The organism is Pseudomonas sp. ef1 (assembly GCF_007293365.2).
Classification (GTDB): Bacteria; Pseudomonadota; Gammaproteobacteria; order Pseudomonadales; family Pseudomonadaceae; genus Aquipseudomonas; species Aquipseudomonas siliginis.
This window is the reverse complement of sequence record NZ_CM129815.1, coordinates 348880-372874: the sequence shown is the minus strand read 5'-3', so window position 1 is coordinate 372874 and position 23995 is coordinate 348880. Positions and strand designations below refer to the sequence as shown.

The following is a 23995-nucleotide window of genomic DNA, read 5'->3' as shown; positions in this document are numbered from 1 at the left end:
ATCATCAAGGAAGAAAATGAAATACTCATTGCTTGAAGGCGCTCGTGTAGAGGCCACTCCAAAAGCACGTGGTGTTTGCAGTTTTTGTGGTTCCCAGACTGTCGCTAAATGCGGGAACCATGTCGTCTGGCATTGGGCTCATAAACGTTTGGACAATTGCGATCCGTGGTGGGAAACGGAAACGGCATGGCATCGCGATTGGAAGAATATGTTCCCAACCGAGTGGCAGGAAGTTGTGTTGCAAGCGTCCTCAGGGGAGAGACATATAGCAGATGTCCGAACGCCTTCAGGGATGGTTATTGAGTTTCAGAGATCGACGATACATCCTGAAGAGGTAATCGCGAGGCAAAACTACTATCAAAATATGATCTGGGTGATCGATGGCACGCGGACTGAGTTCGACAGGTACAACTTCAGAATGGGTTTGTCGAAAGTGTCGGAGAATGGACTGGCTTCATTTAGCTGGCATTCCCGCAGCAAGCTTTTTGCTCGCTGGTGGGTTTCCAAACCCGTGTTCATCGACTTCGGCCCCGATTTCGGTATATGGCGCGTCTTAAGATTCGATCCGACTCAAAAACGTGGAGTGGTGGCTTACACTCACAAGGAAAAGCTGGTCGAATGGATCACCAACGGCACCACCGATTTTAGCTTCAATGGAGGCCCGGCCTCTGATAAATCCGGTACGGCGGGTCAATAAAAACCGACCAAGTGTCTAGCGGGCATCTCTGTCCTTCGGGCTTCTTGCTGTTCTAGCTTGCAAATCAAACACCTTGAGACTACTTAGGGACGGGACGCTCATAAGGTGCTCTCAGGGTATGCCTATACCCGCAAGACACTTGCTGACTCATCATCGAGCTATGCTGGGTCGACATCAAGGAGTCCATGTAGATGCCCAGTGAATACTCGCTATCAGATGTGCTGGAAAGGATGTACCAAAACCAGCTGGCCCTTGAGGCTGCGCTCATGGAGCTGACCCTCCAGGTGGAAGCCCAGGGACATGCGGAAGTCGGCGACAACGTCCGTGGTGCGCTTTACACAATTGGTGAGAACGCTGGTCATATCAAACAGGGGCTGGCCCGGCTCAAAACACTCCCATGAACCAGCCGCTTTTCGATTTTGATCTCAAACGCGTTTCCCGCACGCACTACATCACTGGCAAAGCTGCGATCAATTTTCCAGATCCAGGTAGTACAACGGGAGGATGGCATTTCCTGTCTTACTTCGACCGAAAATCCGGCGTGGCCAAGGTGTCCTTGGCAGGTATTCATTATCCAGATACGACCGATTTCTTTGGAGACGCTGGACTCATCGACGTAACCGACGAGCTTGCGATGAGAGGCTGGTCAGAAGACGGCAAAAGGCTGTTCATGGCGGATCACTACCGTGCCGCAGCAGACATGATTATTAAGTGGGCGGTAGGTGACGCCAAACGCTGCAACGTCGAAATCGCTGATTGGTTCCCTTCAACATGCGAAAGGCAGGGATTGTTGGTGATGTTGGATTTAGGGAAACCGGTGCTTTTACGTAGAGGAAGGTTGCAAAAAATGGAAGCTTGGCTTCGCTCGCAATGACCACCGCAAGTCTGCGTGTCTGTTCCTTCTTCCGAATGCCCTCTGAACAACTGCTTTTGTTGAGCACCGCTTCCCAAGCCTTGCAGCAAGGAGTAGCGTAGCGATTACTACATATCGAGTAGATATTCCTACATGAAAAATTGGCTCGCATTGATCCTTGGCTTACCCACCGCCAACGCCACCGAGCGCATGCGAGCCTGGCGTGCCTTGAAAGCTTCAGGTGCCGCTGTACTCCGTGACGGTGTTTACCTGCTCCCTGATACCAGCGCTTGCCGCGAAGCTCTGACTTCTGTCGAACGAGACATATTGGCCATCAATGGCACCGCCTACCTCCTGCCTGTAGTTGATCCCAACGGTGAGCGCTTTATCGAGTTTTTCGACCGCAAGGATGACTACACCAAACTTGGTGGAGAGATCGAAGGCTGCCGTGAGCAGTTGAATGCTGAAAATGCGCTGGCGACGACCAAACAAATCCGCAAGCTGCGCAAAGCCTACGATCAGATAGCGAGCATCGATTACTTCCCAGGTGAACCAAAGCACCAGATTGATGCGGCTCTACAGGAGTTAGAGACGGCAGTCAGTAGAGCCCTGTCGCCGGATGAGCCGCACAGCAGTAATCAACCGATATCGGTACTCAATCTCAGCGATTATCAGGGCCGTATCTGGGCAACGCGTAAACGTCCCTGGGTCGACCGGCTCGCCTGTGCCTGGTTGATCCGCCGCTTCATCGACCCGCAAGCTCAGATCGTCTGGCTGAACACTCCACAGGACTGCCCAGTCAACGCCTTGGGGTTTGATTTTGATGACGCAACCTTCAGCCATGTTGGTAACCGCGTCACCTTTGAAACCCTACAGGCCAGTTTTCAAATCCAGATACAAGGTCTAGGTCGCATTGCTGCCCTTGTGCATTACCTCGATGTTGGCGATATTCAGCCGGTGGAGGCTGCCGGGATTCAGCGGGTGCTTGCTGGGCTGCGAGAGACCATTTCCGACGACGACCAACTTCTGGCTGCCGCGAGCGCCATCTTCGACGGCCTGCTCGCCGGGTTTGTGAAAGAGGAGCAACCCAATGAGTAAAGTTATGGCACCAGAGGTTGAAGCGAATCCGTTGAGGCCTGAACAGATTAGTCTGCGTGAGGCGTTCTGGTTCTGGTTGAAGCTCGGTTTCATTAGCTTCGGCGGGCCTGCGGGCCAGATCTCGATCATGCATCAGGAGTTGGTGGAGCGGCGACGCTGGATTTCAGAACGCAGATTTCTACATGCCCTCAATTACTGCATGTTGTTGCCAGGGCCCGAGGCTCAGCAACTGGCGACTTACATTGGTTGGCTGATGCATCGAACGTGGGGAGGCGTGGTCGCCGGCGCGCTGTTTGTGCTGCCCTCACTATTCATCCTGATCGCGCTGTCGTGGATGTACATCGCGTTCGGCGAAGTACCCGTGGTAGCCGGACTTTTCTACGGCATCAAGCCCGCCGTGACGGCCATCGTGGTGCAGGCGGCGCATAGAATCGGCTCTCGGGCACTGAAGAATAATTGGCTGTGGGCGATAGCAGCGGCTTCATTTGCCGCCATCTTTGCATTCAATGTTCCGTTCCCGCTGATCGTCTTAGGGGCAGCGTTGATTGGCTATTTCGGGGGGCGAATGGCACCCGAAAAATTCAGAGCCGGTGGCCATAGCGCCGCCAAAAAATCCTTCGGCCCGGCCTTAATCGATGACGACACGCCGTCCCCCGAACATGCTCGGTTCAGCTGGTTGAAATTGGCCTCACTCGCACTGATTAGTGCCGTGCTATGGGCTTTGCCGATGGGTGTTTTGACCGCGCTCTTTGGGTGGGAAGGAACCCTGACCCAGATGAGCTGGTTCTTTACCAAAGCTGCATTGCTGACCTTCGGCGGGGCTTATGCCGTACTGCCGTATGTCTATCAAGGCGCAGTCGGTCACTATGGCTGGCTAACCCCGACACAGATGATCGACGGCCTTGCGCTGGGGGAAACCACGCCAGGGCCGCTGATCATGGTGGTGGCTTTCGTCGGCTTCGTCGGGGCCTATGTCTCGCAAGTGTTCGGGGCTGATCAGGTGTTTCTGGCCGGAGCTGTCGCAGCTGCCCTGGTGACCTGGTTCACCTTCTTACCTTCGTTCCTGTTCATCCTTGCGGGTGGCCCTCTGGTTGAGTCGACCCACAACGAACTCAAGTTCACTGCACCGCTTACCGCCATCACCGCCGCCGTAGTTGGGGTGATCCTCAATCTGGCGTGCTTCTTCGGGTATCACGTGCTTTGGCCGAAAGGCTTCAGCGGCAACCTCGACTGGCCTTCAGCAGTAATCGCCATCGCAGCGGCAATAGCATTGTTCCGCTTCAAGCGCGGCGTCATTCAGGTACTGATGGCCTGTGCGCTCGCTGGTCTAGCAGTACATCTGTTGCGCTAGCTATCACGAGCGGATTAAACAGCGTCCGTCAGACACCCAGGCCCCTTCAGATCTGAAGTGACCAGCTCACACCAAAGCCCAGCCTGACGCTGGGCTTTTGCCATTTAATGGCAGTGGTAGTCGTTGGTTTTATGGTTTCGATGGCAACCTTTTGAATCAGTACCGCCGCTGTGCGAGAAGGCAGCAACGGACGTAATCGAAAGTAAAGCGGCGATCAAAATGGCGGACAGCTTCATCAGGGTCTGCTCCTTGCTCATATTTTTATATCCGTGAGAGGTCTCACGCCCGGCAGCGTATGGCTAAGTGCCTTCACCGAGCAAGCGCATCCTGCTTGATTTCGCAAATATTCGATGAGCGACTGATCGGCTGCTTCTTGAGCTAATGCCGGCTCTAGTTTAGGATGACTTCATATCCCCCCCAGGGGGATACGAATCCTCGATAAGCGAACAACTCGTCGCTTTGTTAATTCGAGAAAAGCTCGGCAACCAACTGGGCGCGTGTGTCCTTATGTGAGATTTCTCATGCTGAAAATCTTAGCCAATCGAACCTACCGCCACCTCTTTCTCGCACAAGTGATTGCGCTTGTGGGGACTGGTCTTGCCACTGTCGCATTAGGACTACTGGCGTTCGACCTCGCAGGAGCCCAAGCCGGCGCCGTCCTAGGTACGGCGTTAGCAATCAAGATGACGGCATACATCGGCGTTGCACCGATTGCAGCGGCTTTTGCAGAACGTCTACCGCGTCGGGCAATGCTGGTTTCACTGGATCTTGTGCGAGCACTGGTCGCACTTGCACTGCCGTTTGTAACGGAAATCTGGCAAATCTACGTGCTGATTTTCGTCCTTCAGTCCGCTTCGGCAGCGTTCACTCCGACGTTCCAGGCGACCATTCCAGACATCCTGCCGGATGAGGATGACTACACCCGTGCCTTGTCACTATCGCGTCTGGCCTACGATCTCGAAAGTGTTGCCAGTCCGATGCTCGCCGCTGCACTGCTGACCGTGATCAGCTTTCATAATCTGTTCGCGGGTACGGTCATTGGTTTCCTTGCTTCTGCGGCTCTAGTCGCTACGGTGCTGCTACCCAAAGCGAAACAGGTACCACGACGCAGCATTTATGAACGAACCACCCGTGGTATGCGCATATTCCTAGCTACGCCCCGGTTACGGGGACTGTTGGCGCTCAATCTTACGGTAGCTGCCGCTAGCGCCATGGTGATCGTCAATACAGTAGTTCTGGTGCAGTCGCGCTTCGCTCTGCCTCAGAGTTCCACTGCTTTGGCCCTGGCAGCGTTTGGGGGAGGGTCGATGGTGTCAGCCTTGGTCTTGCCCAGGCTGCTGAAAAACATCAAAGACCGAACTGCCATGCTGTTCGGCGGAGGGATATTGGTCGCGGGTTTAGCGGTTGGCATTAACGTCACCACTTATAACTTGCTTCTACCACTATGGTTGGTGCTTGGGGTTGGCTACTCCCTTGCCCAGACTCCTAGCGGTCGCATCTTGCGTCGCTCAGCACATGCTGAGGATCGTCCAGCATTATTTGCTGCCCAGTTCGCCTTATCCCATGCCTGCTGGTTAATCACTTACCCTCTGGCGGGATGGTTGGGAGCACACTACGGCCTGGCCGCATCGTTCATTGCGCTAGCGGTCTTGGCAGCAGGCTCGCTTATCATGAGTAGCCTCATCTGGCGACCAGCTCATGATCGAGAAATCGTCGAGCACACTCATGATGAACTATCAGACAATCGTGCCCATGTTGACGACACCAACGCAGAAAGGCATGAACACCCGTATGTGATTGATGATCTACATCGTCGGTGGCCACGCTGATGGAGCGAAGAGTTCTCAAGCCTTCGAGTCCAGAGCAAAATTTAGTGATGCATCGACAAGAGCTGTCACATACAACTGGATGATGATCAGAAAATAGGTAAGCGAGAGGCTTTGGGGGATCATGAACCTCACCCGATTGAAACAGTTTTTTTTGATTTTCTTTTGTACCCGCTACATCGCTCGGCACTACCGGCGACTTGCATTGCTGGAAACGTTAGCCCTGGTAGGCGCGAAACGAAAAGTGCGTGCTATACCGGCAAAGTCGGTTGTCGTAGACACGGAGAAATGACACACGCTTATTCTTGAACGGAGGAACCTACACAATTTTGACCAAACGAAAGGACGCGCTTGTTGCGAGGCAGGCCTCCAATCATGTTGAGCACCACATACGAAACCGCTTCCCGCTGCATGCAAGCCTTCTAGCCTGGTGCTGGCTTAACTGGCCGTCATCAGCTTCGACGCAGCGGACATGGCAGTAAGCATTGGCATCAAGCGAATGGTGCTACTCTTTGTACGGTCTATTTGATGGTAGGGGAGGATCAAATTAGAGGGGAATGTGTTTAGGGGGGATCAGTAAGGCCGAGAACTCACGTCTCCATGCTCGAATTCAAACTAGCGCCAACCGGTATATGGCGAGCCGATAGAAACGCACTGTCGGCGTGCATATGAGCAGTCCGCTAACCCTCGGCCTACCACATGCCATGAAAGGATTTGCGATGGAGGCTGATAACGGCGAAATAGGCAGTGAAGCGTAGCCGAGGGGTCATGGTAAAAAATTGCGTTAACGCTTTTGGGGACAGTCGCCCTGCAGGATATATCGAATGGAGTGAAGCTTTCCTTGAGAGTCCTGATAACTCATATAGCTATCGACATTTCCACAATATTTTACTGGTGGGGAAACATGTATAGTCTTGGCAACGTCTAGCTTCATGCCATACACATAATCCTTAACTTCAGGAACTGGTTCGCCGACTTTGCTGGCATAATTCTCGAGCGCAACCTTGTTGGCGCGCTCAACCCTTTCAACGTCTGTCTTCGATTGCGTTTGCGCATTAATAAATTGCGACGCAAAAGCAAGCGCGATAAAAACTGAAATCTTAATAGTCTTCATGTCGTAACCCACACCCTTTAGTTTGAATTTGCCTTAAACCACAAGATTTGAATTAGAAAGCGCCCAAAGGGCGCTAGCTTTAACAGTGATCTAGACGGCTGAAAGATCAATCAGCCCCCAATCAAACTTGCACGCAAACATTCATAGCTAAAAATCTATAAAAATAGCGACGTGCAAATTAGATCAAGGCCAAGTTCACAATCAAATTTTGTTCCGTTTACGTCTAGCCCGCTTACAAAGAAACAAGAGGGTATTCTACAATTAGCCTAAACTCATCCAGGTCAGACTCAAATTGAGTCGCGCGTGTATTAGACTGGCGTATGCGGAATGACATATCTTTCATTTTTCCAGTTTGAACTACATATTTTGCTTCGATGTCGCGCTCCCACCTCTTTTGATTCACGAGCGGACTGCCCTCGGCATCACGGCGCATGTAGACACTATTCGCACTCGAGTAGTCAATATCACTACCTCGGCCATAACGCGTCATAAAGCTGAGTCCAGGAACCCCGTACGACTTCATGCTCAGATCATAACGCAGCATCCAAGATTTTTCCTTGGGGGCGTTGAAATCACTATATTGTATTGAGTTGTCCAAGAAAACAGAGTCGGATTGTCGTAAATAGTCGAAGTCGTTTTCGCCATTGTTTCGTTGGTGGGTTAAGGCGAGTGTGTGGCCACCAAACTGAACACCAAAACGCCCGCTCCAAATATTGGTATCAAATTCACCTAATAACTTCTTGCCTTCGTCAACTGCACGATAGTAATTAAAACCACCGATCAACGCGAGATTATCTGTGAGAGCGTAGCTGAGGTTCGTACCGAAATACGTTTGATTCCATACATCCTGAAGTTGGCCAGCATGCAACGCGAAACTTACGTTCTCATTTAGAACGTAGTCACCACCGAAATAGCTCATTCCTGGTGAGTTTACAGGGCCTGCGTAGAAGGTCGCAAAACCATCCCTCATATCGCTTGATACAGGCTGACTCATAGAATGGAGCCGGCCACCTTGCAATGTCAGGCCTTTGATGCTGTTATTGGAAAATATAGTACCTCTAAAAGACTCAGGAAGTAGACGCGAATCACCGTAATACACTACTGGGCTGGTAGGAAACACGTCGCCTACTTTGAGCTCCGTATCAAAGGCGCGAATCTTCGCGGCGCCTCCAATTTTAGTGTACTCATCACGGGCATCCCCGTTACTGTCAACTGGAAGAACATCAAACGAACTTCGCCCACCATTGCGTCCGCCACCAGTGTCCAATTTCAAGCCGATCATGGCGAAAGCATCTAGTCCGAAACCAATCGTCCCTTGGGTGTAACCAGAATTGAATTTCGCAATGAATGCTTGAGCAGTCGCCTCAGAATATCCCGCCCCCCTGGTGCAGTTTCACCATTACGATTATCCCTGTTGAAATAGAATGTTCTGCTGGTAACGGTAAATTTACTACCTTCAACAAAACCTTCTGACTTCTCTGCACTATAGGCGACTGAGCTAAACCCAGCTATTGCCGCTAATACGCCTGTTGAGATCTTGGTTATCCTAGTCATGTCTGCTCCGAAGATTTGGCAGTTTCTTATGATGACGGCCTTTTTTATAATGGTGATTGCAATGACCGCCACTCATTCTGACCTACAAACATAACCTCAAGATGATTGAAGAATTACAAATTTGAAAGAATTCCGGCAGCTGATTGCGCTGCCGGAATGGTGGCTCAACTGTGATCGAGATCCCAGATCCAGTGGGCATCAATCAGGAGGGATAAGTTTGTCTTTAACGTCTCTACTTGTGCCTCTAGGGCCGTTGTGGCTGCCGAAACGGATTGGCGGCGGGCTAAAAGCAATGATTGAAGATCCGCCTCCCCCAACTCATACGCTCGTTGAGTCTGGCTCTTGTTCGTTTCCATCTCCTGAGCTCCGTCCTTGGCAAGCAGATAGCTTTCAAAGGCGCCTTCAGCCAACGCCAGATTTTGTGTAATCAAGGTCGTAAGTTGTCGCTTAACAAGCGCTGAATCGTGCCTAGTAGCGTCTTCCTGCGCCAACGCTTGAGCATAACGCGCACTACGTGACCGGCTAGGTATTGGCATACTCACGCTGACGCCATAGATACGCTCTCTGTTACCCTGCTCAGAGTTCGTAAATACGCCAAATGTGGGGTCGGGTATTTTATCCGCCCGGGCACGTCCGGACAAACCTTCAGCGCGCCTTGCAGTTGCGATGGTGCGCCTCAGCTCATCGCTTTGCTCAATAATTCTCGCCGTCCAGGACTCATCATTTCCAGTAACTTTTACGGGAGCCGGCAGAGCGACTCGCGCTCGCTCAACGCCAGGAAACTTGGTGGTAAGCGCAATCCAAGTCGTAGTTGCCTTCACCTTTGCATCATTACCCGAGCGTAATTGATCGGAGAGCTCTGCCTTAGCGATATTCACGTCAAGCGTAGATGCGTCCCCCGCTCTGTTGCGTTTCTGCACTGCTGCCAGGCTATCTTTAGCCGACTCTACTCCTCTCGCCGCAATATCTCGGGCCTCCTCAGCAGCTTGCCAATCAAGCCAAGCTAACATCAGTTCACGGGCGGCTTCATGCCTAGCTTCACCATAACTAGCCTCCGCAATTTCAAGGGTTGCGGTACTGATATCCGAGTCAGCACTAGACTTTCCAGGGAGCCGTATGGTGCGCTCTACTCCAGCCGTCCACTCGTTATAGTTAGGCCCCCCCTGGACACGACGCTGCTGAGAGGTACCGTTAACTATCCATTCGTAAGGAGATCTTTTAATAATCCCCGCCTCCTGTATAGCCGCATCCAGACTGGCCCGGGCTGACTCTACTCGTGGATCTGCATCCAATAGCTTTGTCGCAATGCTTGCTGGTAAAATTTGAGCAGGTGGCAATGGCATTTCAAAAGACTGAGGCTGAGCCGCTCCACTGGCACCCAGTAGTAATACTAGAAGTAATAACTTTTCCATCACACCAGAACTCCCGAACGGTAAATAGGGGTCGACCAATAGCGAATACCCGAGCTAGTGAAAAGCCTCTCAAATTCACTAATCCAGAGTTCGAAGCGTTCCTCGTCTACCACGACAACGATTTCCGTTTCTTTAGCGCTTCCCATAACCTGCTCCGCAGAGTTCAACATGGAGTTGGATAGTCCATGTACTGAAACCACCCTGCTCGTAAAGACTCCGATGCTAGGATCACAAAGAAAATAGTCAGAAACCTTCTCTTCAAGACTTAGCGGCAAAAGTAGAGTAATTCGCAAGTTAGGCATTGGAGCTCTCCTTTTTCGAATGAGCAAAACGCAAATACAGTATCGGTAAGAGGAGAAGTGTCAATGCCGTAACAGTGATCAAGCCGCCTATCACTACAATAGCCAAAGGGCGTTGAATTTCTGAGCCAGGGCCCGTTGCAAATAGAAGTGGAACCAGTCCAAAAGCAGTAATAGAAGCAGTCATGAGGACTGGTCTTAACCGGCGCCTTGAACCTTGGATGACTACGTCTTTAATAGCCATCCCTTCATGATAGAGCTGATTGAAATAGCTGACCAAGACGATCCCGTTGAGTACCGCGATACCTAACAGTGCGATGAAGCCGACTGAAGCTGGCACTGACAGATATTCGCCAGTAACCCAAAGGGCAACGATACCGCCTACAAGTGCAAAAGGAATATTGCTAAGAATAAGCAGAGCCTGTCTGACGGATCCAAATGTCGAAAACAGCAGCACGAAAATCAAGCCAAGTGCGACTGGAACCACAATAGATAATCTCGCAGCAGCGCGCTGTTGATTCTCGAACTGCCCACCCCAAGTAATTGTGTAACCTTTGGGTAATTCGATATTTTTGGCAACCGAAGCCTTGGCCTCCTCAACAAAACCTACCAGATCCCTGTTACTCACGTTCGCAATTACTACGCCATATCGGCTACCCATTTCACGGTCAATTTTAACGGGGCCGTCCGCACGAACTAACTTGGCGACATCGCGCAGAGGAACAGACATTCCTGAAGGTGTAGTGATAATCAAAGCATCGAACTCCGCCGGTGAGGTACGAACACTTTTATCAGCACGAATCAAGATCGGCGTACGCTGATTGCCCTCGATCACAATGCCAGCTTGCTTACCTTCAATCTGAACTCTAAGTATGTTTTGAATGGTTTCAACATCAAGTCCTAATCGACCTGCTTGCAATCGGTCAATTTCGACTCGCAAGTATTGGACACCGTCATTTTGAACCGTATAAACGTCCTGGCTACCGTTGATTGTCTTCAGTAATTCTTCAATTTGGGTTCCGAGCTTATTGAGTGTGCCAAGGTCTGGGCCATATACCTTCACGGCCAAGTCGCCCCGAACACCAATAATCATTTCAGATACACGCATTTCGATAGGCTGAGTAAAGCTGTATTCGATACCAGGTAAATTATCTAGAACTTTACGAATCTCATTCAGCAAATCTTCCTTAGAGCTCATGCGCCACTGGTCTTTTGGCTTGAGCAGCAAATAGGTGTCAGTCTGATTGAGACCCATAGGATCCAAACCAATCTCATCAGAGCCAGCGCGAGCTACAACTCCTTTTATCTCTGGTATAGCCGTCATCAACGCCATTTGAATCTTTTTATCCAGCTCGGCAGTTTGCTCGAGACTGATGGATGGCAATTTCTCTATACCCACGATCAAGTCCCCTTCATCCATTGTAGGCATAAAGGTTTTACCGACTTGTGTGTACACAATCCCAGCGGCTAAAAGCATAACTGCAGCACCAACAAACACTACTTTTTGCTTCTGCATGCCCCAACTCAAAATCGGGTTATAGAGCCCTAGAAGCTTTCTCGCCAACCAAGGATCTTCATGCTTTACCTCTTTTAAAAAATAAGATGAAAGCACAGGTATAACAGTTAAGGAAAGCAGCAACGACCCTGCCAGTGCAAAAGCAATCGTCAGCGCTACAGGGACGAAAAACTTGCCCTCAAGGCCTTGTAGGGTCATTAGAGGGAGGAAAACAGTAATGATGATCAAGATACCAGAAGTTACAGGAACAGCGACTTCTCGAACGGCTCGGAATATGAGATGAAGCCTTGGAACTTTTCCACGAGACTCATCGGTAGCCAGTCGCTGCACGATGTTTTCAACAACGACCACTGCCGCGTCGACCAGCATCCCGATTGCAATTGCTAACCCCCCCAAGCTCATAAGGTTGGCAGACATATTAAATAGTCGCATAAGGATGAAAGTAATCAGCGCCGCAAGTGGCAGCACGAGCGCAACGGTCAAAGCCGCACGAATGTTCCCCAAAAATAGTGCAAGTAGAATGATGACGAGTACGGTTGCTTCAAGTAAAGCTTTGAAAACAGCACCGACAGCTTTATCTACCAGAGACGAGCGGTCATAGAAACTCGTAATCGATATCCCTGCAGGTAAGGTAGGTGCTAACTCTGCCAATTTGTCCTGCACGCCTTTAACCACCTCACGCGCATTTGAACCAGCAAGGCCTAGTACCAATCCTTGCACTGCTTCATTGGTGCCATTCTGAGTTACTACGCCATAGCGTGTGAGCGTTCCGATCTGTACTCTCGCAATGTCGCTAACTCGAACCGGAGTTCCGGTCGTCGCACTCACCACTATATTTTTTAGATCGTCAAGCGAGTTAATGCTGCCCTCACTTCGCACCAATAATACTTCATCGCCTTCGGCCAAACGTCCTGCACCATCGTTCCGATTATTTATACTTAGAGCATTCGATAGTTGCTCCAGGGTTATTTTATTGGCTGCCATCTTCATAGGGTCAGGAAGCACCTCAAAAGTGCGCACCAAACCACCCAGGGAGTTGACATCGGCAACTCCAGGCACTGTCCGCAGCGCCGGCCTAATTACCCAGTCCAACAAGCTTCGGCGTTCTACCAGCGATAAAGAGTCTCCGTCGACCGTAAACATGAACATTTCCCCTAACGGGGTAGTGATAGGAGCCATGCCACCGGAAATACCCTCCGGTAAACTGTCCGACAGATTTCCGAGTCGCTCAGCAACCTGTTGGCGAGCCCAGAAAATGTCGATGCCATCCTGAAAATCGATGGTGACGTCTACCAGACCATATTTCGTCACTGATCGAAGTGTTTTGGTGTTCGGAATGCCAAGCATCTCAACTTCGACGGGTACTGCGATACGACTCTCTACCTCTTCCGGCGTCATGCCGGGGGCTTTCATAATAATTTTAACTTGAGTGCTTGCAACGTCTGGAAACGCATCAATCGGCAGGCCGCGATAGGCATACCAACCCGCAGCAGAAATCAAAACCGTAACCAAAATTATAAATAATCGTTGGGCCAGAGAAAATTGAATGAGCTTGTTCAAAATCATTCTGCTTCCCCTTCAGCAAGCCAGGCGCCTTTCAGCGCAATCACACCACTGATAGCTACTTGGTCTCGTGGTTGAAAGTCACCTTCAATTCGCACGTATTGGCCTGTACTGGCCATAACTTCGACAGGGCGGACTGAAAAGCCCTGCTCAGTTTTCACAAATACGACTGAGTCTGCCTTATTGCGAGCGATAGCGGACAATGGTAGATCCCAAGTATTTCCTGAAGATGCTACTGGAATATCGACTGAAATATACTCACCAGGCCTCAGCTTACCTTGAACGTTCTCTATTTCTGCTCGCATTATTACAAACTGATTGCCCGACGCTATAATGGGGCTGATGCTTTTAATTTTCCCTGATACATCTTTACCTACAACATTTACAATAGTACCTAAGCTTATATTTTGCGCAGCCGTTGAAGTGGCCTGTATATCTACCCACAGAACCTTGACTTGGGCGATATTCAATAAAGCTGTAGCAGCATCAACTCTCTGGCCGGGCTTCACCGAGATAGACGTGACAATACCGTCTTGAGCCGCCGCCAAAATAATTCCGTCCGAAGGCGAACCCGACTTTATAATTTTATCGGTGTCAGACTTCGAGAGACCTGCAAGTGAAAGTTCTGAGCGCACCTGTGATAGCGTTGCCTCAGCCTCACGTAAGGCTGCCTCCGCTTCTTGCGCCCTCCGTTGAGGAATAATGCCCTCTTCAAAGAGAGTATTTTCGCGGTTGTAGGCTTTTCTAGCGAGGCTTGCTCGAGATGAAGCCTGTAGCAATTCAAGCTGCAATTGGCTCATGGCGGGGCCTGTCAACCGCACCACCGGGTCACCTTTTGTTACAACCTGAAATTCCGAGACGAGAAGCTGCGAAACCATAGCCTGCATCGGTGACGTAACGATCTGTTCTGCGCCGGGAGGTACGACCACCTGAGCAGGGTAACGATTTTTTAGATCTCCAGAGTTACTAAGAACTGGTGCTGTCTGGATTCCCATCGTCTTCATCTGATCGGTGCTTATATTAAGCTGTTCAACCGCCCAGGCTTGACTTCCTAAAAAACAGGAAACCAAAAGCGTGATGTTCCGGCGAAGTTTGAAGCTAGTGGTTTTCGTCATCTTCTTTCCTAATAGCGAAGTTTGGCATGTTTAACCTAGAGGTATTTGGTGATTTGTTTGAACGCTTCCAACGGTGCGCGCTCGCCATTACCCAGTGCCGAAACGGTGTCCTCTAGACAGTGATCAATGTGATCCTGGATGAGCGTCCGCTTGGCTTGGCACACCGCTTTTTCTACAGCATGCAACTGCTGTGCGATGTCCACGCATTGGCGCCCCTCTTCGATCATGGTGATGATGCCTCGCAAATGACCGTCCGCCCGCTTGAGGCGCTTGATGATTGCCTCATGACTTTGGTGAGTGTGGGGATGGCTGTGTTCTTGTTCGTGTTCACTCATGACTTGAGGCTCAGGCTTCAATGAATTATGCTGGCATCCTATCCCCCCTAGGAGGATATAGTCAAACGTAAGAAAGCCCCATTCAACAGGTAGAAAACCGAACTCCATGTTCAGCAGGACACTGACAATAACGGTGGTAATCGCGCTTGCTCTCGCTATGTTGGTGGCTTGGGCCGGGCATACCTATTCGGTATCAGTGACGTCGACACAGCCAGCCTGGGAGATCACACAAGACGCCAATCATTCCCACGGCGAAGAGGCCTCATCCAGCTATTCAAGTCTTTCAGATCACTACCATTCGCCATTGACCCCTGATCATCAGCACGAGACGCCGCAACTCACTGCCGCGTTGATGCTGGCGACATCCCCTATGCTAGCCATCCGGGTCGATGCGCTTCGACACTCTGTTCCGCTGCCGCCGATATTTTTGATCGAGCGTCCACCCCGTCCTGCGTTCGCATCCTGACCATGGCCGCAATGCGGCCCACGATCACTGCAACGTAGGATTAATTCATGCATTCGTACTCAATGAGCGGTGTTGGCGCATTCTCTGCGCCCTCGCATCGCCCGCTATTACTGTTGTTTTTGTTTTTGGCGGCACTTTTCTTCGGCATGCCCGAAGCGATGGCGCATGCCGTCGCTGAAGGTGACAAGGGTTTCATCCAAGAAAGCACCGGAATCATGTTGTTGCCGTTCATCTATATGGGCGCCAAGCACATGATGACGGGCTACGATCACTTGCTGTTCCTGTTCGGAGTAATCTTCTTCCTCTACCGCCTGAAAGACGTGGGCCTCTACGTCACGCTGTTTGCGGTGGGACACTCGGTCACGCTGCTGCTTGGCGTACTTACAGAGGTCAGCATCAGCTCGTACATCATCGACGCCATCATTGGCTTCTCGGTGGTGTACAAGGCGCTCGACAACCTGGGCGCATTCCAGCGCTGGTTCGGTTTCCAACCCAACACCAAAGTGGCCACGCTGATCTTCGGCTTGCTCCACGGTTTTGGTCTGGCGACGAAGATCCAGGAGTACGAGATCTCGCCTGATGGCCTGATTCCGAACCTGATCGCCTTCAATGTTGGCGTTGAGATCGGTCAATTACTGGCCCTCAGCGCGATTCTCATCCTGATGGGGTACTGGCGTCGCACTGGTGGTTTTTGGCGCCACGCCTATACCGCCAACGTCGCCATGATGAGTGCCGGGTTTCTGCTAATGGGTTACCAAATCACCGGCCTGTTTCTCTCCGCGTAAGGAATTCTGACCATGTTTAATACTCCGCTTCCAACTGTTAATGAATTGCCAAGCACTCGCAAACTGGTGCGCTCGACTGTCATTGCACTGCTGACTGCTGTCGGTCTGCTGGTGACTGTTGTCATGCCTTCGGAATACGCCGTTGATCCAACAGGTGTGGGCCGAGCATTAGGGCTAACCCAGATGGGCGAACTGAAGATCATCCTGGCCCAAGAGGCTTTGGCGGATGCAACTCCGCCGCAAGCATCAGCTCCAGCTCCAGCTATGCAGGTCGCGCAAGTCCAGCCTGTTGCGAAACCTGTTGCTCAGCCGGCACCCACGCCAACTTCAGCTTTGAAGACGAATCAAATGAGCGTCACGCTCAAGCCAGGTGAAGGGACGGAAATAAAGCTCGAAGTCTTGAAGGGCAAGTCTGTTAGCTACGAATGGACTGCGGTTGGTGGGCCTGTGAACTTCGATACCCATGGCGAACCCTACAACGGCGAGAAGGGTTACTTCCACAGCTACAGCAAGGGCAAGCAGGTCAAAAGTGACAAGGGTGAATTTACGGCCATTTTTGACGGCACCCATGGTTGGTTTTGGCGTAATCGCAGCAACAACGACGTGACCATTGCACTTAAAACCAACGGCGATTACTTGAGCGTCAAACAGTAATTCAAAACAGCGATGGCTGTCCTGCTGCCGATAATTCAGCGCTCAGCCAGCACCAGACCATTTATTTCATCCAAATTTTGAAGAGTCCTTCCATGAAAATCCCAACCACCCTGTTTCGTTCGATGCTCCTGATCTGCTTCTTCGGCCTGATGACGGCATGCGGCGGTGGTGAGAAAGGAGAAACCTCCGAGTCCGCTGCACACGGACACTCACACGAGTGACACCCTGAATAGAACAAGGCCGCAGTTGCGGCCTTGTTTGTTTCTACATCTCAACCTGCGTACCCAGTTCGATCACTCGGTTCAGCGGCAAGTTGAAATATTTAAGGTTGCTGTTGGCGTTCTTCAGCAGAAAAGCGAACAAGCCTTCTCGCCAACGAGCCATACCGATCCGCTTGGTCGGGATAACGGTCTCGCGGCTAAGGACGTAGGTCGTACGCATCGGACTGAAGTCCAGCTCACTCAAATGACAAACACTCAAGGCTGCGGGTACGTCAGGCTCCTCGATAAAGCCAAAGTGGAGACTGACTCGGAAGAACCCTTCGCCGTAAGCTTCAACCTCAAACCGTCGACCCTGGGCGACAAAGTCCCCATCGTATTACTACCTCAGGAGTGGCTCGCCGGAGCGCTTCCACAGACTCAAAGCGTCAAAGATGCTGCCCTGTATTACTTCCTTCCCCACTGCACTGAAAAGACAAATGAGCCAAACAGCATTGGCCTTTGGCAGCAAGTCTATGAGCGCATGGGACTGAATTTACAGGTTCAAGCGAGCGGGTGCTGCGGCATGTCTGGTACTTATGGGCATGAGACAAAAAACGCCGGTACTTCAGAGGTGATCTACAAGCAGTCTTGGGCGCCGCTCGTGCCCCTGGCCGGTTATTGGCTGACAGATATTCTTGCCGAAGCCAAGTGAAACGGCAAGATGGTGTGACCGTCTAGCATCCCCTGCAGGCGCTGCGCGCTGTTGTCAGGGATAATGCAGCCTGAGCTCATGCGCATCAGTAAACTTTTGCCTGAGACTCAGTAAATGACTCGGCAGTGGGCCCACTTCCGTCTGCTTTTCGGCCCGGACTCATCTCACGAAAAAACGTACGCCGATATTCAGACGGCGACGTGCCAAGATGAACGCCGAATTGCTGCCTCAAAGATAAGGGCGTTCCGAACCCTGCCTCACCCGCCACACACTCAATAGGCAAGTCAGTCGTCTCCAACAGCTCTTGCGCCCTGACAACGCGCTGGGCGTTTAACCATTTTGAGAATGTGCTTCCGGTGGCTTCCCTGAATCGCCGAGTAAATGTGCGCCGACTCATTCTCGCCCTGTCCGCCAGCACGTCGAGCGACAGATCACTCGAAAGGTTCACACGGGCCCACGTTAGAACATCAGACAGATGAGTCTCGCTGGACAGTTGTGGCACAGGATGCTCCACGTACTGAGCTTGGCCGCCCTGCCTGTGCGGCGGCGTCACCAGCATCTTCGCGGTGCGATTCGCCACCCCAGCGCCGAGTCTCTGGCGTACCAGGTGAAGGCAACAGTCGATAGCCGCTACGGTTCCTGCAGAGGTTATGATATTGCCATCACTAACATAAAGCACGTCGGGTCTGAAACGAACGGCGGGAAAACGTTGGGCAAACTTTTCTCGGCCTGCCCAGTGAGTGGTTGCTTCTCTCCCATCCAGTAGCCCTGCATCCCCTAGCACAAACGCGCCCAAGCACAGCCCTACGATGAGCTTACCCTGCGTGTGGGCGAGCTGCAGCGCGTTCACAAGTTGCGCAGATGCAGCGACCGATGGATCAGCCCACGCTGGAATGACGATTACATCAGAGGCCTCCATCAGCTCCAGGCCTTGAGCAACCGCTAAGTCGAGACCTTGGTCGCTAGTAACCATACCCGGCGTCTCTGCGAAGTAATTGACCTCATACTGAGGTTCACCAGGTGCGGACTGCGCCGTCCCCAGCACCATTCCCGGCACGGAAAGATGGAACAGGCTGACGCCGTCAAAAGCCAGAACAGCAACACGTATGGATTGCATCAGTGATCCTCGAGGTAGCTGTGTGGCTTGCATCGAGCGCGCACAGGAATATATGAGCAACGGTCAACGGTGATGCATCGCGTGGGCGGTATAAGCAACTGATCCCGTGGACTCGCGGACAAGGCTGATCGTTTGGCCCGATTATATCGAAATATGTCATTCAGGCCACTGTTGACCTTTATTGCATTGAGCAAGAATTGAGGCATCAATGTATTAACAGGATTCACCCCATGAACTTCAAAGCTCTTCCCCTCGTCCTTAGCATTGCTTGCGCGGCAGGGGCCACCACGGCATTCGCGGAAACAACTACGCCGAAGCCGTCTGATGCATCTCATAAAGTGGGTTTGCAGGAAATTCGTAACGCCACCGTAAAAATCTCCTACGGCGGCACCACCTTCCTGATCGACCCGATGCTTGCCAAGAAGGGAGCGTATCCAGGATTTGAAAATACCTATCGGAGCAACCTTCGCAATCCATTGGTTGATCTGACCGAGTCGCCCGAAAAAGTGATCTCTGGTGTTGACGCCGTCATCGTCACTCATACGCATCTTGACCACTGGGACGATGCCGCACAAAAAGCACTGCCGAAAGACATCCCTCTGTTCACGCAGCATGAGGACGATGCGAAGTTAATTCGCTCCCAAGGTTTCAGGAATGTGCGCGTACTGACTGACGAAGCTGAATTCGGCGGCGTCAAAATCACCAAGACCGGTGGTCAGCATGGCACCGACGAAATGTATGCAGTACCCGCTTTAGCGAAGCCTCTTGGCGAAGCAATGGGCGTCGTTTTTCAAGCTACAGGCTACAAGACCCTTTATCTAGCCGGTGACACTGTCTGGCGTAAAGAGGTCGACCAGACCATTGAGAAATATCATCCCGAAGTCATCGTACTGAATGCTGGGAAAGCAATGATGACCGGCTATACGGGATCGATCATCATGGGCGAGGAAGACGTTTTACGCGCCTCAAAGGCTGCGAAGGACGCGAAAATCGTCGCAGTGCACATGGATGCAATTAACCACATGTCCCTGAGTCGTGAAGAGCTGCGCACATACGTCAAGAAGCAAGGTATCGAGAGCCAGGTCGATATTCCGGAAGACGGCGCTTCACTGGAGTTCTGACTCAAACCTTTTAGGTTCGGAATAAGGCAGGTGCTCTACCTGCCGACCTGAGCCTTCACCACCAATCCCTATGCTCGGATAATTTGACCGGAGATCGTTCATGAAACGTGGCCTTGTAGTAGTTGATCTGCAAAACGAATACCTGCCCACTGGCAAGCTGCCTTTGACCGGCATCGACACCGCTGTCGAGAATGCTATCCGGGTGATCAGCCACTCCCGTGATAAGGGATTTCCTGTTTTCCACATACGACATGAGTCCGCTGAAGGTGCTCCGATCTTTGCAAAGGGATCCACTGGTGCGGAAATTCAACCAGATGTAGCTCCACAAGGTAATGAACCTGTAATCGTAAAAAAACACATCAACGCCTTCAGGGAAACTGATCTGAAGCAGCAGTTGGAAGCCGCTGATGTTCAGGAAATCGTAGTCATAGGCGCGATGAGCCACATGTGCATCGACGCAGTAGTACGTGCGGCGGTGGATATGGGTTATCCGGTTACTGTGCTGCACGATGCCTGCGCCACTTTGGATCTCACATTTGGTGGTGTAAACGTTCCAGCCGCTCATGCACATGCAACGATGATGGCAGCCTTTGAGTTCGGCTATGCCACCGTCAAATCGGTGGACGAGTACCTGTCGGTCTAACCGCGCAACGACTTAACTTTGCGGGGCCCCATGGGGCCATCGCTTTCATCATCAACGCACTAGCAATTTGGTGGTTTAGATTTACTTAACTTGACGGCGTAATAATTGGCTGAAGCATCGACAGAGCCAGGGCCACTTAAAATCAGTGGCCCTGGGTTCGGGAAGCTTTCACAGCTTTAGTGCCTTGTCCGCCGCGATGCCACCGGGGGTGAGCACCCCCGAATCCATCCAGACTTCAGAAGTCTTCCTTTTCTTCCCGGATGTCGACCTCGCCCATAGCCCCCAAATAGATCTTTCGACAGGGCAACTCGGTGATGAATCCGATTTCGAAAAGCATCCTGGGGATATCCCTAAACATGCTCGACACCTCCCATTTCTCAGTGAACGGCTTCATTGTCTCTGCAACGAATGAGTCTAGGTCGAAGTCCTGCGTTGCGACAAATGGCCCTGCGCGGGCGTACCCTTCGAAAATGCCGGATGATATGCAGATGACTTCTCCGGCCTTCACGATCATAACCCCACCTTATGATTGTTCATGGGGCTTCATGGCCAGGATAAACACGACCATTACTGCAACACTTGCGGGGTGAAATGGCGCATCCCCTGTGAAAGCCGCAGAAACTCCCGCAAGCTCGCACGCCCATTGCCGCGCTGAAACGTCGCGATTACGTACCGCGAGTTCACGGTTGTCAGTACCCAAAAACGGCCCTCGCGCTCCGCTTTAATCACGTCAGAAGTGCGGATCAAGTGCCCGTCGCCAAACCGCCCATACCGGTCTTTACGCTTGTGACCAAACACGACACCTAATCCAGCACGAGCCTTTATGGATACTCCGCAGAGATAGGCTGTTATCGGTTTGTCGAAGCCTTGCGCTTGTGCTTTTAGGATTCGTGCGAGATCGAAATCTGTATGTCGTTTTCCATGATAATCCACATCCAAAGTATTCAGCATAATTGTGCTCCTTTCGCAGCCCGTATGGGGTTACCAGGAAATCCGCACGAAACCATCTGCCCTGATATCGTGCGGGACTCTTGGAAAATTTCAGGCTGTACGAATCATGTTCACGTGATAGATCGGACGGACGTTGTTCAGTGCATCGCTGCTGAAGCCAGGTTGGTGAGAGCTGTGGTATTTGGAGCCGGTCTCCACCTCCAGCAGGCACACAACACACTCGTTTTGGTCTTCACCAAGCGTCACTTTGGTCAGTTTCTCCATTCGCCAAACTCCCGTGCCATTCATGTGGGCAGGTGTGACTACTTGCACCTCTGTGATGATCGTCTCAGCGTCTTGGGAAATCAGGAGTTGCTGAAGTCGAGGTTCGCTGTCGACCATCAGAACCGCCTCTGAAATTCGGCCCTTGGTCTTGGCCTGGACGGTTACGTGATACCAGTGATTACGAAGCACTTTGGATACCTGATGCCATTGGTACTGACCCTCACCGAACATGCCTGGTAGGCCCAGCATGTCGGCGTCGTGTGTTCTAAACATCGTATGTCCTTGGCCTGAAGGGGCTCCGATATAGAGCGCAGGTTAGAAGAGGGAGAAAACGTCTTTCAGGCTTGCGAGCTGTTCATGACCAGGGCCAATCAATACGTAAACAGAGTTTCTGGTCTCGAACGCAATACCGTCGTGGAGACCGGTGCACATGCTTGAACGAACCCAATCGCCGCGTTCGAAACGGCCTTGGCTGTCCTCGGCCACGTTGTGAGCAAACAGGATCATCGGGAGCTGGCCCGCTGCATGACATTTGAAGAGTTCGTCGCGGGTGACTTCAATGCGAAATATTGTCCAGTCGCGGACTAGGCAGTAAGGCTTTTTAGGAAAGCGTTCGACTGCTAAAGCTCGAGCTGCAGAGGTGCTCGACAGGCCCTCAAGTGGTGTCCGTGGCGCATTCATGAAGTCGGGTTCTTCGACGCTAGCCATAGGGCTTCCTTTCATTAATAACCGGGAAATTGACAATTCAATCCCGCTTGTTGTCGCTCGCACTCGAGCAGATGGCTCCCGCAAGCAAGGTGCTTAGCTCCGCTTACGGATGTATATGCATCGAAAAGCAGGCCTCAAAAACGCTGATGGCACCGTAATACGGATCATAGCCCGTGTTATGGTGCATCGCAATATGGCCTTATCCTCGATTTGCGTGGGGAAATGTCATGGAGGCCGCAGAAGCCCTAGCTGTAGTGGTGCGAGCACTGCGTAGAAAAAAAGGTCTTACGCAAGAAAACCTGATCACTATTGACCGTTCCTATTGGGGCCGAATTGAGCGTGGGGAGGTGAACATCACGATTGATGTGCTCATTCGTCTCGCAGCGCTGCTTGAGGTTGAGCCGGCCTCATTGATTCTCATGGCGACGTGTCTACAGTCCAACGAGCCGCTTAGGGAGGGGCTGAAGCGTTTGAATAAGCAACTAAATAGGATAAAAAAGGACAGCGTAGATATTGAGATGGAGTCGTTGGTAAGTGCAGGGAAGCTTCCTCCTGGTCGACCGGCGCGATCCGGAGCAGCGCAGAAAGCCGCAGAGGCAAATCGCCTGAACAGTGAGGGAGTGTCAGTGACTGAGATATCGGAAGCGTTGGGTCTGTCTAAAACTACTATTCGTAGGTATTTGACCAGCAAGTCCGAACAGGCCTGATTTTTGAATGACCAGCACCAGGCTGAAGATGCCTCAGGAAGGTATGCTGTGGAAGACAGCTTTAGCTCACCTTGGCCTCTTAGGACTTCATCACCCTTTCTTCAGATCGCTTTCGGTGAACATGCTAGCGATGATACGGGCGTCAAGAAGAGCGTGATGCGGAAGCGGAACCCCGTCACTTGTGGCATCCAGAGTGGTGCCGTCAGTGGGGTAATTCCGGACGTTCCTTGGCCATTTACCATCGTCATATGCGAGTTCGCAGAAAAGCTCCCAGTCGTACTGTGGAGCGTCTGTGACAATCTCCAGAACTTCGTCGAACGAGGCTAGGAAATCGAGCAGTGCACTTCTTGCCCCGATAGTAGGTTGTGCATTGCCACCGCCCCATAGCTGCGGAAGAACGATCTCTACGACGAAGTCGCTGCAATCTTCCTCTCGCCATGTGTCGACCAATTCCACGTAGAATTCGCGTCCATCCTCAGCTACCAGTGCGAGTGATATCAGCTTCGCTGTGGCTGAGAGCCGGGTAAACTCGCAATCAAGAAAGAGCCTCATGTTGGAACTCCGTTATGACTAGGGCTCGCCTGGATATGGCGCAGGAGGGTCAGTTATGGGAGATGGCCCTCGAGCATCTCGGCTCAGACGGACTCCTCCAAGCGGTCATAGAAATGTGGAGCCGCGCCGGGTGCCCGTCCAGACCAGTCGTTGAGCATCTATCCCACGACAAGGTTAGCCAAGAAGTCTTGAATATACTGAAAATTGCCCAGGAACGAGTCGGTGCCTTCGTACCGGGTCGAATTCGGGCTGCAGGCACAGTCACCTTATACGCTCGTCACGCCAGCAGCTTGGTTGATGGGCTCATCACATTGCTACCAAAGGCGCAGCTTTCGCGTGCCCTGCGAGGCTCATGTATTGAAATCGAACTGGGGATTTAACG

At 51.7% G+C, this 23995-nt stretch carries 25 protein-coding genes and 3 pseudogenes; 13 read left to right on the top strand and 15 right to left on the bottom strand.

Annotated features, from left to right (window positions below; translation table 11 throughout):
* The first annotated feature begins 16 nt into the window (after positions 1–16).
* The 5 genes from FEE99_RS01810 to chrA all read left to right on the top strand — a co-directional run bounded on the left by FEE99_RS01810 (position 17) and on the right by chrA (position 3999).
* Positions 17–697, top strand: a complete 681-nt coding sequence (locus FEE99_RS01810; protein WP_033898335.1) for a competence protein CoiA — start codon at positions 17–19, stop codon at positions 695–697.
* 191 nt (positions 698–888) lie between these two features.
* Entirely contained in the window at positions 889–1098 is a 210-nt protein-coding gene (locus FEE99_RS01805) for a hypothetical protein (protein ID WP_033898334.1), read from the top strand.
* Positions 1095–1571, top strand: coding sequence for a hypothetical protein (locus FEE99_RS01800; protein ID WP_032894812.1), 477 nt, complete (start codon positions 1095–1097; stop codon positions 1569–1571). The genes FEE99_RS01805 and FEE99_RS01800 overlap by 4 nt, the downstream gene beginning before the upstream one ends.
* Positions 1572–1703: 132 nt before the next feature.
* On the top strand, positions 1704–2648 hold the full coding sequence (locus FEE99_RS01795; RefSeq protein WP_033898333.1) for a chromate resistance protein ChrB domain-containing protein: 945 nt from the start codon (positions 1704–1706) through the stop codon (positions 2646–2648).
* A complete protein-coding gene (gene chrA, locus FEE99_RS01790; protein ID WP_033898332.1) occupies positions 2641–3999 on the top strand; it encodes a chromate efflux transporter in 1359 nt (452 codons plus the stop codon). Before FEE99_RS01795 ends, chrA begins: the two co-directional genes overlap by 8 nt.
* A 104-nt stretch (positions 4000–4103) precedes the next feature.
* Here chrA and FEE99_RS01785 read toward each other — a convergent pair whose 3' ends face one another.
* A complete protein-coding gene (locus FEE99_RS01785; RefSeq protein WP_223817870.1) occupies positions 4104–4256 on the bottom strand; it encodes a YHYH domain-containing protein in 153 nt (50 codons plus the stop codon).
* 264 nt (positions 4257–4520) lie between these two features.
* On the opposite strand from FEE99_RS01785, the gene FEE99_RS01780 reads away from it, so the two are divergent.
* A complete protein-coding gene (locus FEE99_RS01780) occupies positions 4521–5828 on the top strand; it encodes an MFS transporter (RefSeq protein ID WP_034139959.1) in 1308 nt (435 codons plus the stop codon).
* 781 nt (positions 5829–6609) lie between these two features.
* On the opposite strand, the gene FEE99_RS01775 is transcribed toward FEE99_RS01780, so the two are convergent.
* The 7 genes and pseudogenes from FEE99_RS01775 to FEE99_RS01745 form a co-directional block, all read right to left on the bottom strand.
* Positions 6610–6939: a DUF2790 domain-containing protein gene (locus FEE99_RS01775; protein WP_033902240.1), complete on the bottom strand. Its 330-nt coding sequence runs from the start codon at positions 6937–6939 to the stop codon at positions 6610–6612.
* Positions 6940–7171: 232 nt separating this feature from the next.
* A pseudogene (locus FEE99_RS01770) lies at positions 7172–8493 on the bottom strand (OprD family porin).
* A 164-nt stretch (positions 8494–8657) separates the two neighbouring features.
* Entirely contained in the window at positions 8658–9905 is a 1248-nt protein-coding gene (locus FEE99_RS01765) for a TolC family protein (protein ID WP_033902317.1), read from the bottom strand.
* Positions 9905–10207 (bottom strand): DUF3240 family protein, encoded by a 303-nt coding sequence (locus FEE99_RS01760; protein WP_033902318.1) that lies wholly within the window; start codon positions 10205–10207, stop codon positions 9905–9907. Before FEE99_RS01760 ends, FEE99_RS01765 begins: the two co-directional genes overlap by 1 nt.
* The gene (locus tag FEE99_RS01755) at positions 10200–13286 is read right to left on the bottom strand and encodes an efflux RND transporter permease subunit (RefSeq protein ID WP_186352427.1); all 3087 of its coding nucleotides are present in this window, start codon (positions 13284–13286) and stop codon (positions 10200–10202) included. Before FEE99_RS01755 ends, FEE99_RS01760 begins: the two co-directional genes overlap by 8 nt.
* A complete protein-coding gene (locus tag FEE99_RS01750; protein WP_051422214.1) occupies positions 13283–14398 on the bottom strand; it encodes an efflux RND transporter periplasmic adaptor subunit in 1116 nt (371 codons plus the stop codon). The genes FEE99_RS01755 and FEE99_RS01750 overlap by 4 nt, the downstream gene beginning before the upstream one ends.
* Positions 14399–14433: 35 nt before the next feature.
* Entirely contained in the window at positions 14434–14733 is a 300-nt protein-coding gene (locus FEE99_RS01745) for a metal-sensing transcriptional repressor (protein WP_033902319.1), read from the bottom strand.
* A gap of 513 nt (positions 14734–15246) precedes the next feature.
* Here FEE99_RS01745 and FEE99_RS01740 point away from each other — a divergent pair.
* The 3 genes from FEE99_RS01740 (at position 15247) to FEE99_RS01730 (ending at position 16859) form a co-directional block, all read left to right on the top strand.
* Positions 15247–15984 (top strand): HupE/UreJ family protein, encoded by a 738-nt coding sequence (locus FEE99_RS01740; protein ID WP_033902320.1) that lies wholly within the window; start codon positions 15247–15249, stop codon positions 15982–15984.
* Positions 15985–15996: 12 nt separating this feature from the next.
* On the top strand, positions 15997–16638 hold the full coding sequence (locus tag FEE99_RS01735) for a hypothetical protein (protein WP_034139980.1): 642 nt from the start codon (positions 15997–15999) through the stop codon (positions 16636–16638).
* 92 nt (positions 16639–16730) lie between these two features.
* The gene (locus tag FEE99_RS01730) at positions 16731–16859 is read left to right on the top strand and encodes a hypothetical protein (RefSeq protein ID WP_256675350.1); all 129 of its coding nucleotides are present in this window, start codon (positions 16731–16733) and stop codon (positions 16857–16859) included.
* Positions 16860–16902: 43 nt separating this feature from the next.
* On the opposite strand, the pseudogene FEE99_RS01725 reads toward FEE99_RS01730, so the two are convergent.
* A pseudogene (locus FEE99_RS01725) lies at positions 16903–17214 on the bottom strand (KUP/HAK/KT family potassium transporter); the annotation flags it as partial.
* Here FEE99_RS01725 and FEE99_RS01720 point away from each other — a divergent pair.
* Positions 17209–17576 (top strand): annotated as a pseudogene (locus tag FEE99_RS01720) (hypothetical protein); the annotation flags it as partial. The pseudogenes FEE99_RS01725 and FEE99_RS01720 sit on opposite strands and share 6 nt — an antisense overlap.
* A gap of 59 nt (positions 17577–17635) precedes the next feature.
* Here the strand turns inward: FEE99_RS01720 and FEE99_RS01715 are convergent.
* Positions 17636–18667: a GlxA family transcriptional regulator gene (locus FEE99_RS01715; protein WP_034139979.1), complete on the bottom strand. Its 1032-nt coding sequence runs from the start codon at positions 18665–18667 to the stop codon at positions 17636–17638.
* 230 nt (positions 18668–18897) lie between these two features.
* Here FEE99_RS01715 and FEE99_RS01710 point away from each other — a divergent pair, with 230 nt between their 5' ends.
* Positions 18898–19788, top strand: coding sequence for an MBL fold metallo-hydrolase (locus FEE99_RS01710; protein ID WP_064361042.1), 891 nt, complete (start codon positions 18898–18900; stop codon positions 19786–19788).
* 100 nt (positions 19789–19888) lie between these two features.
* Positions 19889–20431 (top strand): cysteine hydrolase family protein, encoded by a 543-nt coding sequence (locus tag FEE99_RS01705; RefSeq protein ID WP_034139977.1) that lies wholly within the window; start codon positions 19889–19891, stop codon positions 20429–20431.
* Positions 20432–20666: 235 nt separating this feature from the next.
* On the opposite strand, the gene FEE99_RS01700 is transcribed toward FEE99_RS01705, so the two are convergent.
* The 4 genes from FEE99_RS01700 to FEE99_RS01685 all read right to left on the bottom strand — a co-directional run bounded on the left by FEE99_RS01700 (position 20667) and on the right by FEE99_RS01685 (position 22354).
* Positions 20667–20945 carry a hypothetical protein gene (locus FEE99_RS01700; protein ID WP_038443841.1) on the bottom strand — a complete coding sequence of 93 codons (279 nt, stop codon included), beginning with the start codon at positions 20943–20945 and terminating at the stop codon, positions 20667–20669.
* Between the two features lie 53 nt (positions 20946–20998).
* Positions 20999–21382, bottom strand: a complete 384-nt coding sequence (locus FEE99_RS01695; protein ID WP_038443843.1) for a hypothetical protein — start codon at positions 21380–21382, stop codon at positions 20999–21001.
* Positions 21383–21472: 90 nt separating this feature from the next.
* Entirely contained in the window at positions 21473–21919 is a 447-nt protein-coding gene (locus FEE99_RS01690) for a hypothetical protein (RefSeq protein WP_038443846.1), read from the bottom strand.
* Between the two features lie 42 nt (positions 21920–21961).
* Positions 21962–22354 carry a DUF6957 family protein gene (locus FEE99_RS01685; RefSeq protein ID WP_051903165.1) on the bottom strand — a complete coding sequence of 131 codons (393 nt, stop codon included), beginning with the start codon at positions 22352–22354 and terminating at the stop codon, positions 21962–21964.
* Between the two features lie 227 nt (positions 22355–22581).
* Between FEE99_RS01685 and FEE99_RS01680 the strand changes: the two genes are divergently transcribed.
* Positions 22582–23061, top strand: coding sequence for a helix-turn-helix domain-containing protein (locus tag FEE99_RS01680; protein ID WP_050499464.1), 480 nt, complete (start codon positions 22582–22584; stop codon positions 23059–23061).
* Positions 23062–23151: 90 nt separating this feature from the next.
* On the opposite strand, the gene FEE99_RS01675 is transcribed toward FEE99_RS01680, so the two are convergent.
* Positions 23152–23613 carry a 3'-5' exoribonuclease gene (locus FEE99_RS01675; protein ID WP_038443848.1) on the bottom strand — a complete coding sequence of 154 codons (462 nt, stop codon included), beginning with the start codon at positions 23611–23613 and terminating at the stop codon, positions 23152–23154.
* Positions 23614–23995 lie beyond the last annotated feature (382 nt).

Coding starts and splice junctions, on each gene's coding strand:
- chrA (WP_033898332.1), top strand. CDS start 2,641: ATGAGTAAAGTTATGGCACCAGAGGTTGAAGCGAATCCGTTGAGGCCT.
- FEE99_RS01775 (WP_033902240.1), bottom strand. CDS start 6,939: ATGAAGACTATTAAGATTTCAGTTTTTATCGCGCTTGCTTTTGCGTCG.
- FEE99_RS01780 (WP_034139959.1), top strand. CDS start 4,521: ATGCTGAAAATCTTAGCCAATCGAACCTACCGCCACCTCTTTCTCGCA.
- FEE99_RS01685 (WP_051903165.1), bottom strand. CDS start 22,354: ATGGCTAGCGTCGAAGAACCCGACTTCATGAATGCGCCACGGACACCA.
- FEE99_RS01760 (WP_033902318.1), bottom strand. CDS start 10,207: ATGCCTAACTTGCGAATTACTCTACTTTTGCCGCTAAGTCTTGAAGAG.
- FEE99_RS01690 (WP_038443846.1), bottom strand. CDS start 21,919: ATGTTTAGAACACACGACGCCGACATGCTGGGCCTACCAGGCATGTTC.
- FEE99_RS01735 (WP_034139980.1), top strand. CDS start 15,997: ATGTTTAATACTCCGCTTCCAACTGTTAATGAATTGCCAAGCACTCGC.
- FEE99_RS01745 (WP_033902319.1), bottom strand. CDS start 14,733: ATGAGTGAACACGAACAAGAACACAGCCATCCCCACACTCACCAAAGT.
- FEE99_RS01810 (WP_033898335.1), top strand. CDS start 17: ATGAAATACTCATTGCTTGAAGGCGCTCGTGTAGAGGCCACTCCAAAA.
- FEE99_RS01675 (WP_038443848.1), bottom strand. CDS start 23,613: ATGAGGCTCTTTCTTGATTGCGAGTTTACCCGGCTCTCAGCCACAGCG.
- FEE99_RS01785 (WP_223817870.1), bottom strand. CDS start 4,256: ATGAGCAAGGAGCAGACCCTGATGAAGCTGTCCGCCATTTTGATCGCC.
- FEE99_RS01805 (WP_033898334.1), top strand. CDS start 889: ATGCCCAGTGAATACTCGCTATCAGATGTGCTGGAAAGGATGTACCAA.
- FEE99_RS01715 (WP_034139979.1), bottom strand. CDS start 18,667: ATGCAATCCATACGTGTTGCTGTTCTGGCTTTTGACGGCGTCAGCCTG.
- FEE99_RS01765 (WP_033902317.1), bottom strand. CDS start 9,905: ATGGAAAAGTTATTACTTCTAGTATTACTACTGGGTGCCAGTGGAGCG.
- FEE99_RS01800 (WP_032894812.1), top strand. CDS start 1,095: ATGAACCAGCCGCTTTTCGATTTTGATCTCAAACGCGTTTCCCGCACG.
- FEE99_RS01750 (WP_051422214.1), bottom strand. CDS start 14,398: ATGACGAAAACCACTAGCTTCAAACTTCGCCGGAACATCACGCTTTTG.
- FEE99_RS01700 (WP_038443841.1), bottom strand. CDS start 20,945: ATGATCGTGAAGGCCGGAGAAGTCATCTGCATATCATCCGGCATTTTC.
- FEE99_RS01740 (WP_033902320.1), top strand. CDS start 15,247: ATGCATTCGTACTCAATGAGCGGTGTTGGCGCATTCTCTGCGCCCTCG.
- FEE99_RS01695 (WP_038443843.1), bottom strand. CDS start 21,382: ATGCTGAATACTTTGGATGTGGATTATCATGGAAAACGACATACAGAT.
- FEE99_RS01755 (WP_186352427.1), bottom strand. CDS start 13,286: ATGATTTTGAACAAGCTCATTCAATTTTCTCTGGCCCAACGATTATTT.
- FEE99_RS01795 (WP_033898333.1), top strand. CDS start 1,704: ATGAAAAATTGGCTCGCATTGATCCTTGGCTTACCCACCGCCAACGCC.
- FEE99_RS01710 (WP_064361042.1), top strand. CDS start 18,898: ATGAACTTCAAAGCTCTTCCCCTCGTCCTTAGCATTGCTTGCGCGGCA.
- FEE99_RS01705 (WP_034139977.1), top strand. CDS start 19,889: ATGAAACGTGGCCTTGTAGTAGTTGATCTGCAAAACGAATACCTGCCC.
- FEE99_RS01680 (WP_050499464.1), top strand. CDS start 22,582: ATGGAGGCCGCAGAAGCCCTAGCTGTAGTGGTGCGAGCACTGCGTAGA.
- FEE99_RS01730 (WP_256675350.1), top strand. CDS start 16,731: ATGAAAATCCCAACCACCCTGTTTCGTTCGATGCTCCTGATCTGCTTC.